Origin of the sequence: Winogradskyella sp., assembly GCF_028289625.1 — a bacterium.
Taxonomy (GTDB): domain Bacteria; phylum Bacteroidota; class Bacteroidia; order Flavobacteriales; family Flavobacteriaceae; genus Winogradskyella.
This window is the reverse complement of the sequence record NZ_JANQOM010000016.1, coordinates 24,210-38,531: the sequence shown is the minus strand read 5'-3', so window position 1 is coordinate 38,531 and position 14,322 is coordinate 24,210. Positions and strand designations below refer to the sequence as shown.

Genomic DNA, 14,322 nt, shown 5'->3' with positions numbered 1-14,322 from the left:
TATTTCAGTGACATTACCGCAACCTATAATTCCCCAATTTATGGTCTTCCCCTTTTTTAAATTCATTTTACCAAGAATAAAACCCTTTTACACCTTTTTAATCACGTTGGTAACAATACCCCAAATTATAAAGTTGTTTTCTTCTGAAATTTTAATGATGGGATAATCCGGATTCTCTGGCTGAAGCCACACCTCACCTTGGGAGACTCTTAAACGCTTAACGGTAAATTCACCATCAAGAAAACAAACAGCAATCTTATTGTTCTCTGGTTCTAAACTTCTATCGATAACCAACAAGTCGTTGTCATCTATACCGGCACCAATCATGGATTGCCCACTAACCCGAGCATAAAATGTTGCTTCTTTATTTTTTACTAATTCTTCATCAAGAGACAGTCGCTGCTCCTTAAAATCATCAGCAGGAGAGGGAAAACCAGCAGAAATTCCTGTATCGAAAAAGTTAATCCCAGCATCTTCAATGGATTCTGGAATATAGAATACTAAATTGTTGGACTTGTGGGTTATCATTTCACAGTAATAATATCATTAATATTTGTTGTATATCTTGGCGAGAGTCGTTCTTGACGCATTTTCCACGTACGATCCAAGTCCTGGCTTCCTATCTTAACCTTGTCACTTTTATACTTTTTATTCATACTGTCTATAGCAGACATCAGAGGTTTATGCTTAGGGTCTTCCTTACTAAACATATCTAACTGATAATTATCGGTTGGCACTAAACCGGTTACTATGACTCCAGCTCTTTTGTACCTAATCCCCTTCTTAAAAATAGATTGTACTGCCTTTACAGCTTCCCTACTAATTATTAACGAAGAATCTGTAGGAAAGGAAAAGCTTACCATAGTACTAGCTCGGTGTTGCTCAAAGTCTTTTTTATGTCTATTGCTACTTAAGGTAACAATAATCATATGGCAGCTAGAGCCTTGCTTGCGTAACTTCTCTGCACAACTTGTCGCAAAAGTAGAAACGCGTTCTTTTATATAATTGATATCATCATAGGTGTAATCAAAACTTCGGGTTGTTGCAATAGCGCGTTTACGTGTTGGTTCTTCTAATGTTATTTTAGAAAAACCCTCTAAGTCTTTTTTTAATTTCCATTCTGTAATGGAAAAGGTTTTTCTAACCCATTCATCGTCAAGTTGTGTAAAATCATAAGCTGTTTTACAACCCTTGGCTTTTAGCCGTTTTTGTAAGCCATAGCCTATGCCCCAAACACTTTCAAGTTTCATCCATTTTAAAGCTTTTATTCTAGATTCCTCTGAATCTATCACATAAACCCCTTTTGTTTTATCAGGAAACTTACGTGCAATTTTGTTGGCTACCTTGCTTAATGCTTTTGTTGGTGCAATCCCTACACATGTTGGTATTCCTGTCCATTTTAGGATGCGCTGACGTATTTGATTGCCATAGTCTCTAAAATCGTAACTGTCAAATCCTTTAAATTGAAGAAAGGCTTCATCAATGCTATAGACTTCAACATCTGGCGTGAACTGTTCAAGAATACTCATTACGCGATTGCTCATATCACCATATAATGGATAATTAGATGATAACACGCTAATACCTTTAATCTTGCAAAACCCTTCCCATTTAAAAATCGGAGCACCAAATGGTAAGTCTAAGGATTTCGCCTCATCACTCATAGAAATAACGCAACCGTCGTTATTGCTTAAAATAGCAACTGGCTTATTTTCTAAATTAGGGTTAAAAACACGCTCACAAGAGGTATAAAAGTTATTACAATCTACTAAGGCATACATATCTTGTAAAGATACTAATTTTAGTCTTCGACATATTCTAAAATATCACTTGGTTGGCAATCCAAAGCTTTGCAGATAGCTTCGAGCGTAGAGAACCGAATGGCCCTTGCTTTTCCAGATTTTAAGATAGACAAATTAGCCGTGGTTATGCCAATAATTTCAGCCAATTCTTTGCTCTTCATCTTGCGCTTGGCAAGCATTACATCGAGATTTACTACTATGGGCATAGCTATATGGTTAAATCGTTTTCGGTCTTAATAATAAATCCCTTATGGTAAGTTTCCTCAATAACTAAAAGTCCTAACCCTATAATTAAAGTCATAAAATGGATCATGCCTGGCAAAAGCAAACTTTCTATAACGTGTTCAGAAAACGTAGTGTGATAAAATATTGAAATTAAAATCCCAAGAAAAGCAACACCAATAAAAAGCAATCCTGCTATTCTCATTAAGTTAATGATTTTAGGAGTAAAATACCGCTCCTTAATAAATTGGTCCGTGACCTTGAGGAGCACGATTAAAGCATAAATCATTAAGCCATCTTTAATCACGTCAAGCATAAAATAACTATAAAAATTAATTGCCAAATGATTTCCTAAAAACGATGCTCTAATTACTTCTCTTGGCACTGTGTGTCCTCCAGTAAATGTAGCAATAATGTAGAACAACACTAGTAACATATAAACTATCGCAAACAATACTAGTGCTATTCTAAATATATTTAACTTAGTTTTCATAATTATATGGTTAAATCGTTTTCTTCCTTAGCGTATTTCGCCACTTTAAATACTTCACTGAGTACCATAAAGAATAAACCAAGACATATTAAAATAAAATGTGGCGTCAGACCAAAACTAATTTTAAACTCCTCTTTGAATAATAATCTAGATATAAAGGTCACTACAGTTCCTGCTGTACCAACTATAATTAGCAAATACCCTATTTTATAAAAGTTGTTTATAACATTTGTATGAAACGGTTTAACCTGCTGAAAATAACGTAGTGTTTTTCTAAAAATAAAAAGACAATAAATAGATATCAATCCTATACCTATATAAACTATACCAAACAACTGTTTTGTATAGTTTGGAGTTTCTGAATCTTTTGTAATACCCTCAAAAACTAAGTCTATGGAATTGGGGTTTATAAACATATAAACTAAAAAAAACAGAGACAGTCCTATTAAAGGAATGCAACTCACAATCCAAATAAAATCAACCAAACTTTTAAGGATAATTAATTTTCTCATTTCCGATAAATTATTGTTTTACGATAACAAATGTAATAAAATTATTGAAAAACAATAATTTTTTATACTCACTAATTTTGTTTTGAAAACCTAATAAGTCTTGATTATCTTTGATTAATGCAAGATACCTTTGTGACCATAGCACGCTATCAATACTCATCCGAAGCCCAAATTGTAAAGGGACGGTTAGAAGCTGATGGCATTGAGGTTTTTCTTAGAGATAATATCACTATAGACACAGATCCTTTGGTAAGCAATGCCATAAAATGTCCAAACTGTCAGCAAGAACGCGTAAACCTATACTCTACAATTTCAGACTTTAAATCTTTTTTCTCATTTATAATTGGTTTTATTACAGGCACCTTACCTTTTAGTGCACGTTACCAATATCGATGTGAAGCTTGCGATACCGTAATTAATACTAAAGATTAACAAGCGCATCATAGGCTCCTCTCAACTTTATAATAACCATTTCTATTTCTTCTTTGTTTAAATGACCAAAACCAAAGCGAATGGCACAGGTATTTTTATCTTGATAGAGAATGGTTTTGGGAAGAAATAAATCCATTTTTTCTGCCTCTTTAGCGAGCTTTACTAAGGAAATTGAATTACAAAACTTTAACCATATGGCTAAGCCCCCTTGAGGCTTTTCATAAACAATAATGCCCTTAAAATAAAAATTTAGATAATCGCATAAATAATCACGGCGTTGTTTGTAAATCACATTGTTTTTTTTATGTAACCTATATATTTCACCTTCAGAAATTAACTCAGACAATATCTGGCCTTGTATAAAGTCACCCTGCTCATCTAGCAGCATTAAATAATTACTGGCCTCAGCTATTAAATTTTCTGGCGCCACTACAAAACTCATTTGAAAACTTGTTAATAATGACTGACCCATTTTACTGAGATAAATAACCATTCCATCAGTATCTGCTGTTGCTATTGGTAACATCGCTGAACCTTCAAGCTGAAAATCGTAGTCATAGTCATCTTCTATAATTGCAAAACCATAGGTTTTTGCCAATTGCAATAGCTGTAATCGTCTTTCTGCACTTAAAGTTTTTGTAGTGGGATAATGCCTATGCGCACATACATATACACATCTAATACTATTTTTTACAAAATGGCTTTTTATGTAATCTATATCCAAACCATCATCATCAACCGGAACTGTTTTTATAATAGCACCTGCTTCTTGAAAAATGGTATTGGAAGCATAATGACTTAACTGACCTACCAGAACTAAATCATTTTGTTTTATTAAAAGTTGCGATACGATATAAAGACTCATTTCCGTACTCCTAGTACTTATTATATTACTTGATTTGATATGAAAGCCTCTCGTAGCGTTTAAATAGTTGCAGAGTTGAATTTTAAAATTTGAAGCTGTAGATGTTACGGAATTATTTTGATTATTTACTTGAGGCCTACGCTTCATAACTGCCGTATACCATTTAGAGAACTGATATACTGGGTGCAATCTCAAATCGGGTTTACCGTCATTTATGATATATCTTGCAGTGGTTTTTTGCTCTGTTGATGCCAGATGAAATGAGCTTTGAAATGGGAAACCAGCTTTTTTAGGATATGTATACGCTTGGTTTACATTCTTGCCAGTAGCCTTAATTTTTGCAGTGGCCCCCTCTGTCTCCAAAACAAAAGTACCTTTATTAGCTATAATTTCTACCCAACCTTGTGATGCAAGCTCGTCGTAAATAGCTACGGCAGTATTTCTGTGAACATTTAATAAGTGGCTTAAAGTTCGAGTACCTGGCAGCTTACTCCCTTTAGAAATATACCTGCGTTGTATGGCATTTATAATTTGCTGTGCTACTTGCACGTAAACGGGTTGCACTAAGGATCTATCAAAAGTTATAAGTTGTTTCAATATTTCATTAACCGGACTATTCATTATTTTAAAAGTGGCCTATTGTAGTCGTCCGGAAAGTTACGACTTTTGCAACTTTAAGCTTAATGATACGATGAGAAATATATATATCCTTTTTACTTTAGTATTAGCTCTTAGTTTTCAACTTAATGCACAAGATATCCCTCGGCAAGAATTAGATTCAGTAACGGTAACATCAACAAGGCGTATTGATTTGCCTTTTAGGGAAAATTCCCGAACAATAAATATTGTCACAAAAGCAGATATTAAAAAAAGTGCAGCCGTAAATGTTGCGGACTTATTACAACAAGTAGCTGGTGTAGACATAAGACGCCGTGGTACTGGAGGAAGCCAAGCAGATTTACATATTCGAGGTGGTGGTTTTGACCAAACATTATTATTGATTAATGGTATAAAAATGGATGATGCCCAAACTGGCCACCATACAATGAATGCTGCCTTACCCATCGAAGTCATAGAACGCATAGAGATTGTAAAAGGTCCTGCTGCTAGAGTATTTGGACAAAATGCCTTTACTGGTGCCATTAATATTGTTACGAAAAAAAACTTGGAAAATACCATTTCTGGAAACTTGGAAACGGGTTCCTTTGGTCAGCTGAATGGCAATATTACCGCTGGTATTGAGCAAGAAAATGCATCCCATATCATTCATGTTGGTCGTGTAACTTCTGAAGGCTATCGTTTTAACTCAGACTATGATAATGCAAATTATTTTTTGCAGAGTATTTTTAACAAAAACAAACAGCCTATTGAGCTTATAGCAAGCTTTATGGAGCGTAAGTTTGGAGCACAAAATTTCTACACACCACCAAGTTTTGGGTTTACGGAATATGAAGAGACGCAAAATAGCCTTATCGCATTAACAACAACATTCAGAAAAAACAAATTAAAAATTACACCACGTGTATATTGGCGACGCCATCAGGATATGTTTTTATTACAAAGAGAAGATCCCAGTTTTTTTAGAAATTTTCATATCACCAATAAAATTGGGGTAGAAGCAAATGCGTCCTATGTTTCTGAACTTGGAATTACAGGTTTTGGGGTTGATTTATCTCAATATTATATTCGCAGTAATAATCTAGGTAACCGCAATCGATTTTTGGCAACAGCTTTTGTAGAGCATCGTTTTGAATTGGCAAAGAACAAGCTGGATATCACACCAGGTGTGGCCATGACCTATTTTTCGGATTTTGATTTTAACGCCTTTCCCGGGCTGGATATTGGTTATGAAATTTCAACTAGTTTCCGAGCTTATGGTAACATTGGATATACCTATCGTATACCAACTTATACAGATTTATTTTATAGTGATCCTGCTACATCTGGTAATCCAGATTTGCAGCCAGAAGAGGCCTTTGCACAAGAAATTGGATTGAAATTTTTCTCAAAAAAGCTTAACGCATCCATTGCAGTCTTTAACAGAGATGCCGATAACTTAATCGATTATATAAGACCAAACACAACTACAGGAATTTTTACAGCCACAAATATTAGGGAAGTTAATACCAAAGGTATTGAGTTTGATGCGTCGTACAATTTTGAGCTTGGTAATTACAACCAAACATTAGCTATTGGTTATGCCTACTTAGACGACAATATTTTAGATCAAAACCCGGATTTATCGCGATACTCACTGAATACCCTAAGGCATCAATATACCACACGACTAAGTACGCAACTATTCAAAAATGTGAGCCAGAATATAGTGTATAAATATGCTGAGCGCACTACAGGACAAACTTACAATGTTTGGGATGCATCTTTAATCTATAGACTAAAACAAGCAGAATTAACGATAACTGCAAGCAACATTTTTGATGCTGACTATATTGAAACGGGATTTGTACCAATGCCATCAAGCAATATCTTATTTGGGTTTCGGTATACCTTTAACTAGATAGACTGATCTAGACCTTTAAGATTTTAAAAAATAACGCTGATTTGTAACAAAATTCAAGCTTTCACTACTCATAATATGAAAGTCGTTTTTAATTGAGGTTTAAAAAACCACAATTACTTCTTAACCATCATTTCTTCTCAAGGCTAAACTCTTGAAATTTATAAAATTATACCACATTCAATTCGTATTTTGAATGTCACTTTTTGACGGTTAAAATTACTTTCAAAATCGTGATAAAACCCATGGTTTCATCGTATCTTTATAAGAGTAATTAAAATTCTATTACAATGCTAGAATGGTTTTCAAATTTAGAGTTACTTCCAAAAATCTACTGGTCAGTAGCATTAGTAGCATCTTTGGTTTTTGTCATTGTCATGGTCATGGCTTTGGTTGGCGGCGATGCCGATGATTTGGGAGATGTAGATTCGGATATTGATAGTGACTCAGGCATCGGTTTTCAATTTCTAACATTCAAAAATATCGTTAGTTTTTTCACCATATTTGGGTGGAGTGGTATAGCATGTCTCGACGCAGGGCTTTCAACTCCATTGACCTTGGTTATTTCTACAGTTTGTGGATTATTAATGATGACCGTTGTCGCATCTTTATTTTACTTCATGAGTAAGCTTGCCGATAGTGGCACACTCAATTATGACAATGCTATAGATGCTGTAGGCGAAGTGTATCTAACGATAGGAGCCGACCGTAGTCGTATGGGTAAAGTGAGTGTTAACGTTCAAGGTACCATGCGCGAACTCGATGCGCTTACGGATTCACTGACCGATTTAAAATCCGGAACGATTATAAAAGTTGTTGATGTGACACCTAACGGCATTCTTATTGTGGACCACACACGCAAACCGATTGAGCCTTCACAACCTCAACATAAAGAATTAGAAAGTGGAGAAAACCATTTATTAAGTAATTGATAAAGAAACTATATAAATCACTAAATATTAACCATTAAAATCTTTTATTCCATGACTTTACTTATTCAAGAAAATATAATGGAGGGCATTGGAGGCCCAATGGCCCTCATTTTTACTGCTCTAATCATTGTACTCATCCTAATCGTATTGATAAGACGCTATAAACGCTGTCCTTCGGACCGTATCCTTGTAGTATACGGTAAAGTTGGTGGAGGAAAGTCGGCTAAATGTATTCATGGTGGTGCAGCCTTTATTTTCCCAGTGATTCAAGATTATGAGTATTTAGACCTAACGCCAATCTCTATAGAAGTCAATTTAGTTAATGCGTTATCTAAACAAAATATTAGGGTCAATGTCCCTTCGCGTTTTACAATTGGTGTATCCACTGAGCCAGGAGTGATGCAAAATGCGGCTGAACGTCTTTTAGGATTAGGACTTCAGGATATTCAAGAATTAGCTAAAGAAATCATCTTTGGACAATTGCGTTTAGTTGTGGCATCTATGGATATTGAAGAAATTAATTCAGATCGTGATAAGTTCTTAACTAACATTTCGCAATCTGTAGAATCAGAGTTGAAGAAAGTTGGTTTGAAGCTTATCAACGTAAACATCACTGATATTGTTGATGAATCTGGTTATATCGAAGCGCTTGGTAAGGAAGCAGCAGCACATGCTATCAATGCGGCTCGTAAGTCGGTTGCTGAAAAAAACAGGGATGGTGCCATTGGTGAAGCCAATGCCGTACAAGATGAAAAAACCCAAGTCGCTGCGGCAAATGCTAAAGCTGTTGAAGGTGAAAACACGGCAAAAATATCCGTTGCCAATTCAGATTCCTTGCGTCGTCAGCGTGAAGCTGAAGCTGAGCGCGTCGCAATAGCATCAGAAAAAGTACAAGCTGCAAAAGCTTTGGAAGAGTCTTATGCTGCTGAGCAACAAGCAGAATCCGCTAGAGCAGAACGTGAACGCTCTTCTCAAATGGCCGATGTTATTGTACCAACAGAGATTGCCAAAAAGAAAGCCGAGATTGATGCTGAAGCGGAAGCAGAGCGTATTAGAAGGCGTGCAAAAGGTGAAGCTGATGCAATTCTTTTCAAGGCACAGGCTGAAGCAAAAGGTCTCTATGAAGTCTTAACAAAACAAGCCGCTGGTTTAGATGAAATCGTAAAAGCAGCTGGTAATAATTCCAAGGATGCTGTATTGCTTTTAGTTGCTGATAAATTACCTGAATTGGTTAAAACACAAGCTGATGCTATCAAGAATATTAAAATCGATAAAGTTACCGTTTGGGAAAACGGAGCTGGTAAAGATGGTAAATCGTCGACCTCCAACTTTATATCAGGCATGTACAAAGCCGTACCACCATTGCAGGAAATGTTTAACATGGCTGGTATGGATTTACCAGAGTATTTAAAAGGCAAGGATAAAAAAGAGATTGAAGCTGATGATGCTGAAATTGAGAAATCGGAAGATAAATCTTAACATATTATAAAATCCGCTTAAAAGGCGGATTTTATTTTAAATCAAAATACAATGAAACGCATAACGTACATTAGAAAGATTCCAATAATGAAGCTGATTTTTGGTTTGGCATTACTCATCTTTTCAATCATCCTACTAAAAGAAGATATAAAAAGTCTTATATTATGTGGTATTGCAGTATACTTTTTATTGACTGAAGGCACGGAGTTTGATTTTGAAAATGACAGATACAGGCCTATAAAATCTATTTTAGGGATTAATCTAGGCACTTGGAAACCACTTCCAAAAATCGAATATATTTCTGTTTTTAGGACTAATGAAACAACAACGGTTAGAGCAAGAAGTGCTGAGACCAATGTAACTAACGAAATCATAAAGCTTAACTTATTTTATAACACCAACCGAAAGATTGAAGCTTACAGTACAAAAGATATAGAGGATGCTTTTAAAAAAGCTCACGAATTGGCACCTTTATTTAATGTTGATATTTTAGATGCAACAGAACGAGAATCTAAGTGGTTATAAGGATTGATATTTTAAGTTTTGGTATTAACAATATTTAAATTTTGGTAACGTTTTATTAACTTTGGCGCTTTAAAGTTTTTCATCGTTGCAATTAAACCTTCAAGACATACCTCGTGTAGAAACCATCACAAAAGCTGATTTTATAAAGCATTACTTTAAACCTCAAAAACCTGTGGTTATAGAGCGTTTTATTGAAGACTGGCCTGCTTATTCTAAATGGAATTTAGACTATATGAAAGAAATCGCTGGTGACAAGACCGTGCCGCTATATGACGACAGACCAGTCGATTATAAAGAAGGATTCAACGAAGCTCATGCCACGATGAAGATGAGTGATTATGTTGATTTACTTAAACGTGAGCCTACAAAGTTCAGAATCTTTTTATGGAATATTTTAAAGGAAGTGCCGCAGTTGCAAAAAGACTTCAGTTATCCTGATTTTGGCTTACGCCTCATGAAAGGTTTACCTATGCTGTTCTTTGGTGGTAGAGACTCTTATACTTTTATGCATTATGATATAGATTTGGCCAACATTTTCCATTTTCATTTTGAAGGTAAAAAACAATGTATTCTCTTTGACCAAAAACAAAATAAATACTTATATAAAATACCACACTCTTTAATCACAAGAGAGGATATAGACTTTTACAATCCAGATTTTGAAAAATGGCCTGCATTAAAACATGCAAAAGGGTGGGTTTGTAATTTAAATCATGGCGAAGTCCTTTATATGCCCGAAGGTTATTGGCACTATATGCGCTACCTTACGCCAGGTTTCTCCATGAGTCTAAGAGCAATTGCCAGAAATCCTAAAAACTTCAGCAAGGCTCTATATAATATTTTTTTAATGCGTAATTATGATAACCTAATGCGCCGTATTAGAGGCCAAAAATGGATCGATTGGAAAAACGAAAAGGCAATAACCAACACTAATCGTTTCGCCTGATTTTCTTATGTTATTCCTGTGAAAACAGGAATCTAAATTTGTATATTTGCCCACATTTTTAAAACTCAAATCATGAAAAAAGCTGTTTTAATAGTTGCCTTATTGTTTGCAAGTTTTGGTTATTCCCAAGCATTTGAAGGCAAGGGAGACCAGAAATTTCAAGTTGGTGCTAATTTTCAAGATAATGGTACAGGTATTAATGCAACCTACGATTATGGTATTGGCGAAAATATTTCAATAGGTGTATCTTCTACTTACCTACTAGGAGTTGAGGACGCTCTAGACGCTGATTTTGGTGATCGCTTCGATCTTAAGGCGCGATTTAACGCCAATATCGGAAACGTATTAAACATCGATGATAATTTTGATTTGTATCCTGGTTTAAATTTAGGTCTTAAAAATTTTGGCGGTCATCTAGGAGTGCGTTATTTTTTCTCAGAGGGTTTTGGTATTTATACAGAACTTAATACACCATTTGCTAAATACAGTGATAATTTGTCCCCAGCTGAAGAATTACATAATCAGTTCACAATAAATTTAGGCGCAACTTTTAATTTATAGATTATATAGCAATAAGATTAAAATAAAAGCCTTTTCAATAATTTGAAAAGGCTTTTTCTATAAATATTGATTTAATTTTTCATAGATTAAGTTAGACTCCCATCCTCTATATGATAAGTAATCCGCTACTTTCTTCTTTTTCTTAAAACTATTGTTTTCTTTCACTTGGTGTATCCGCTTTTTAATCAATTCATCTAATACAAGGTAATATTCCTCTTCATCAATTTCTTTTAAAGCAATATTAATGGCGTATTTAGAGACCTCTCTGTACTTCAACTCTCTAATCAATCGATTTCTTCCCCATTTCTTTATTCTGAATTTTCCATTTACAAAAGCTTTGGCAAATCGCTCTTCATTTAAATAATTGTGTTCAATAAGTGCAACGATGATCTTATCAATGGCTTCAGGAATCATTTTCATGTCCTTCAACTTAGCTTTTACCTCCTTATGACATCTCTCCTGATAAGCACAATAATTCTTCAGCACTTTTTGCGCTTCATCGACAGTATAGGTTTTTTGAAGATTCATAAGGCCAAAATTATAACTTTTTATAATAATATTCTATCTTGCAACAGCCTGATAAAGAACTCATTTAATATATCTTTATCATCGATTAATCCATTATTTGCCCTATGAAAAAAATTACCCTCCTCTCTTGTTTGTTGTTAGCAGTTTTTAATTTTGGTATATCACAAACCACATTATCAGCTGGAGAAGTCATTGTAACTGGATTTAATTCCGACAATCCAGACGAATTTACATTTGTTTTATTAACTGATGTCACAACTAATACGGAAATTAATTTCACGGATAGAGGTTGGCAAAACTCTGGAAGTTTCAGAGGGTTTGAAGGTACATTAACATGGACCGCTACATCGGATTTACCATGTGGTACAGAAATAGTTGTTACCGACAATGATGATCCTTTTGTGGCATCTTTAGGCTCAATAACTGATAGCAATAGTTTTCAACTCGCCACTAATGGGGATCAAATACTTGTTTACCAAGGTACAGACGCATCGCCGACATTTATATATGGCATTAATTTCAGTAGTTTTGGTTGGTCAGATGCTACTTCTGCTAATGATACAGCATTACCACCAGGATTGACAGATGGAACTAATGCAGTTGATGTTGGTAATTTTGATAATGGCGAATATGACTGCTCTATTACTCTTAATCCAGTTTTAATTTTAGCCGCAAATTCTGATGCAACAAATTGGACAGGTAATAATGCTACAAGATTTACTATGGGTGGGTGCACTTATTCATGTACCCCTTGTACCTTAAGCACAACTTGGGATGGTGCGAACTGGGACAACGGCATGCCAAACATAAATACGGAAGTAATAATAAACGGTAATTACACTACCGATACAGATGGTGGGAGTTTTACTTGTTGTTCATTAACTGTTAATGCAGGTGAGCTAAGGGTGAGTAATGGTGAATTCGTAGAAGTTGTAAATGACGTAGTTGTAGAAGACAGCGCCACTCTTTTTGTTGAAACAAGTGGTTCTTTTATCCAAAATGGTGATGGAGTTAATGCTGGTTCATTTACTTTAAACGGTACGGGAAGCTCCACAGTTATAAAATTTACTTCACCTCTTAACAACTGGTATGATTATACCTATTGGAGTTCACCAGTGGCAAATGCAACCATCAATACGGCCCTTTTTGCGGCTGACCCAAATAGACGATTTCAATTTAATGCCAATAACTTTTTAGACCTTAACGCCGATGACATCGATGATGATGGTAACGATTGGGGTGTAGCTACAGGCATAATGGAAGTCGGAAGAGGATATGCTGCAACACACAGTGAAATTGCTTTTATCCCAGGGCCTCCAGTGTCGTATCAATATATTTTCACAGGAGGGTTTAATACAGGTGACTATTCATTTCCTTTAGCCTATAATCCAGTAAACACCTCTCATTGGAATTTAGCTGGCAACCCTTACCCATCAGCAATTGATGTTGATTTGTTATTTGCTGGAAATACATCCATACAAAACGTGGTTTATCTTTGGTCTCATTTCAGGGCACCGTTGAATTCCAATCCAGGTAATGAGGTATTAAATTTTAGTCAAAGTGACTACTTAACCATAAATGCCACTTTAGAACTTGGAAATGGTAGTGATCTCAACGGCGACAATGTTGTTGATGCTTTGGATATACCAGAGAGAAAAATTCCATCAGGTCAAGGCTTCTTTGTAATAAGCTCTTCTGCCAATCCGATTCTATTTACCAATAGTATGAGGGTTTCTGGCAATAATGAAAACGATGATTTTTATCGTAATACAACAGAGCCAAACACATATAATAAATTATGGCTAAACCTAACATCTGATAATGGGGCATATAGCCAAACGGGTATTGGCTATGTAGAAGGTGCAACTTCTGATTTTGATGGTTCAGGTTATGATGCAAGACGTCAAGAATCTACCGCAACAGCAGCTGTTCTTTATTCAAGGATTGATGCAATAAATGATTATAAATTTGCAATTCAGGGAAGAGCAGTCGAAGATATTAGTTTGGATGAAGTTATACATTTAGGTTTCATAAACAATCTTGAACTGCCAACCATATTCTCGATAAAGGCTATAAAATATGAAGGCTATTTCTTTTCAGATAATCCAATTTATTTAAAGGATAATCTTTTAAATATAGTCCATGACTTAAAGCTGTCTGATTACGACTTCACTTCAGAAGTAGGTGAATTTAAAAATCGTTTCGAAATCGTATTTACATCAGAAGCGCTTTCTCTAGATGACAATGTTATTAATGCTAATGAATTGATTATTACAGAACTTTCCGATGGAAAAGTGCAGATAAGCATTAACGAACCACATACCATAAATAATGTTGAGATATTAGATGTTTTGGGAAGACAGATTTACAATCTTGAGGGTACAAGCTCTACTGAAGTGTACAATTTATCCAAATTAAGCAATGCTGCTTACATTGCCAAAGTAACACTATCCAACGGGGAAATCATTAGCAAGAAAGCTATTAAACAACACTAATATTTATAGTTC

At 35.2% G+C, this 14,322-nt stretch carries 15 protein-coding genes; 8 read left to right on the top strand and 7 right to left on the bottom strand.

Translation table 11 applies throughout. The features are described from left to right. Positions 1–87 precede the first annotated feature (87 nt). The 5 genes from Q0992_RS03800 to Q0992_RS03780 are packed head-to-tail and all read right to left on the bottom strand — an operon-like array spanning position 88 to position 3,029. Positions 88–528 carry a LexA family transcriptional regulator gene (locus Q0992_RS03800; RefSeq protein ID WP_299520799.1) on the bottom strand — a complete coding sequence of 147 codons (441 nt, stop codon included), beginning with the start codon at positions 526–528 and terminating at the stop codon, positions 88–90. Then, a complete protein-coding gene (locus tag Q0992_RS03795) occupies positions 525–1,781 on the bottom strand; it encodes a Y-family DNA polymerase (RefSeq protein ID WP_299520797.1) in 1,257 nt (418 codons plus the stop codon). Before Q0992_RS03795 ends, Q0992_RS03800 begins: the two co-directional genes overlap by 4 nt. A 20-nt stretch (positions 1,782–1,801) precedes the next feature. Further along, positions 1,802–2,008 (bottom strand): helix-turn-helix transcriptional regulator, encoded by a 207-nt coding sequence (locus tag Q0992_RS03790; protein WP_299520795.1) that lies wholly within the window; start codon positions 2,006–2,008, stop codon positions 1,802–1,804. A 2-nt stretch (positions 2,009–2,010) separates the two neighbouring features. Beyond that, positions 2,011–2,517 carry a DUF2975 domain-containing protein gene (locus tag Q0992_RS03785; RefSeq protein WP_299520793.1) on the bottom strand — a complete coding sequence of 169 codons (507 nt, stop codon included), beginning with the start codon at positions 2,515–2,517 and terminating at the stop codon, positions 2,011–2,013. Between the two features lie 2 nt (positions 2,518–2,519). Next, positions 2,520–3,029 carry a DUF2975 domain-containing protein gene (locus Q0992_RS03780; protein WP_299520791.1) on the bottom strand — a complete coding sequence of 170 codons (510 nt, stop codon included), beginning with the start codon at positions 3,027–3,029 and terminating at the stop codon, positions 2,520–2,522. A 117-nt stretch (positions 3,030–3,146) separates the two neighbouring features. Between Q0992_RS03780 and Q0992_RS03775 the strand changes: the two genes are divergently transcribed. Next, entirely contained in the window at positions 3,147–3,461 is a 315-nt protein-coding gene (locus tag Q0992_RS03775; protein WP_299520789.1) for a DUF2007 domain-containing protein, read from the top strand. On the opposite strand, the gene Q0992_RS03770 is transcribed toward Q0992_RS03775, so the two are convergent. Beyond that, positions 3,451–4,947, bottom strand: a complete 1,497-nt coding sequence (locus Q0992_RS03770; protein WP_299520787.1) for a PLP-dependent aminotransferase family protein — start codon at positions 4,945–4,947, stop codon at positions 3,451–3,453. The two genes, Q0992_RS03775 and Q0992_RS03770, sit on opposite strands and share 11 nt — an antisense overlap. 70 nt (positions 4,948–5,017) lie before the next feature. Between Q0992_RS03770 and Q0992_RS03765 the strand changes: the two genes are divergently transcribed. The 6 genes from Q0992_RS03765 to Q0992_RS03740 all read left to right on the top strand — a co-directional run bounded on the left by Q0992_RS03765 (position 5,018) and on the right by Q0992_RS03740 (position 11,287). Then, a complete protein-coding gene (locus Q0992_RS03765) occupies positions 5,018–6,844 on the top strand; it encodes a TonB-dependent siderophore receptor (RefSeq protein ID WP_299520785.1) in 1,827 nt (608 codons plus the stop codon). A 290-nt stretch (positions 6,845–7,134) separates the two neighbouring features. After that, the gene (locus Q0992_RS03760) at positions 7,135–7,776 is read left to right on the top strand and encodes a hypothetical protein (protein WP_299520783.1); all 642 of its coding nucleotides are present in this window, start codon (positions 7,135–7,137) and stop codon (positions 7,774–7,776) included. Positions 7,777–7,827: 51 nt separating this feature from the next. Continuing rightward, positions 7,828–9,255 carry a flotillin family protein gene (locus Q0992_RS03755; RefSeq protein WP_299520781.1) on the top strand — a complete coding sequence of 476 codons (1,428 nt, stop codon included), beginning with the start codon at positions 7,828–7,830 and terminating at the stop codon, positions 9,253–9,255. A gap of 51 nt (positions 9,256–9,306) precedes the next feature. Further along, positions 9,307–9,780, top strand: coding sequence for a hypothetical protein (locus Q0992_RS03750; RefSeq protein WP_299520779.1), 474 nt, complete (start codon positions 9,307–9,309; stop codon positions 9,778–9,780). 85 nt (positions 9,781–9,865) lie between these two features. Then, complete coding sequence (locus Q0992_RS03745) at positions 9,866–10,726, top strand: cupin-like domain-containing protein (protein ID WP_299520774.1); 861 nt, start codon at positions 9,866–9,868, stop codon at positions 10,724–10,726. 72 nt (positions 10,727–10,798) lie between these two features. Continuing rightward, positions 10,799–11,287 carry a DUF6646 family protein gene (locus tag Q0992_RS03740; protein WP_299520765.1) on the top strand — a complete coding sequence of 163 codons (489 nt, stop codon included), beginning with the start codon at positions 10,799–10,801 and terminating at the stop codon, positions 11,285–11,287. A 57-nt stretch (positions 11,288–11,344) separates the two neighbouring features. Here Q0992_RS03740 and Q0992_RS03735 read toward each other — a convergent pair whose 3' ends face one another. Continuing rightward, positions 11,345–11,815, bottom strand: coding sequence for a regulatory protein RecX (locus Q0992_RS03735; RefSeq protein WP_299520757.1), 471 nt, complete (start codon positions 11,813–11,815; stop codon positions 11,345–11,347). Between the two features lie 104 nt (positions 11,816–11,919). Here Q0992_RS03735 and Q0992_RS03730 point away from each other — a divergent pair, with 104 nt between their 5' ends. After that, on the top strand, positions 11,920–14,310 hold the full coding sequence (locus Q0992_RS03730) for a hypothetical protein (protein WP_299520749.1): 2,391 nt from the start codon (positions 11,920–11,922) through the stop codon (positions 14,308–14,310). Positions 14,311–14,322 lie beyond the last annotated feature (12 nt).